Origin of the sequence: Micromonospora yasonensis (assembly GCF_026013475.1) — a bacterium.
GTDB classification, from domain to species: domain Bacteria; phylum Actinomycetota; class Actinomycetes; order Mycobacteriales; family Micromonosporaceae; genus Micromonospora; species Micromonospora yasonensis.
The window spans coordinates 1-300 of record NZ_JAPDPH010000503.1; the positions used below are offsets into that span (position 1 = coordinate 1).

Annotated in this window: 1 protein-coding gene; it reads left to right on the forward strand. The window is 72.0% G+C overall.

The genetic code is table 11. The annotated features are described in order from the left end of the window. On the forward strand, positions 1-300 hold a 300-nt coding region (locus ONA70_RS36560), incomplete at both ends, for a transposase (RefSeq protein ID WP_265011033.1).

Consider the following 300-nt stretch of genomic DNA (forward strand, 5'->3'; position numbering starts at 1 on the left):
CGGCGACGCCCTCACCGACTGCCGCCGCCGCGTTCAGCAGACCACCCGCGGCCGCCGCGGCCGTAAGAACGACCCGCTCTACCGTGCCCGGCGAACCCTGCACACCGGTGCCGACCTGCTCACCGACAAGCAGGCCGCCCGACTCACGGCCCTGTTCGCCATCGATGAGCACGTCGAGGTCGAAGCCACCTGGGGCATCTACCAGCGGATGATCGCCGCCTACCGGCACCCCGACCCAGCCGCGGGCCGCGAGCTGATGGTCAAGCTGATCGAGTCGCTCAGCGCCGGCGTCCCCAGGCC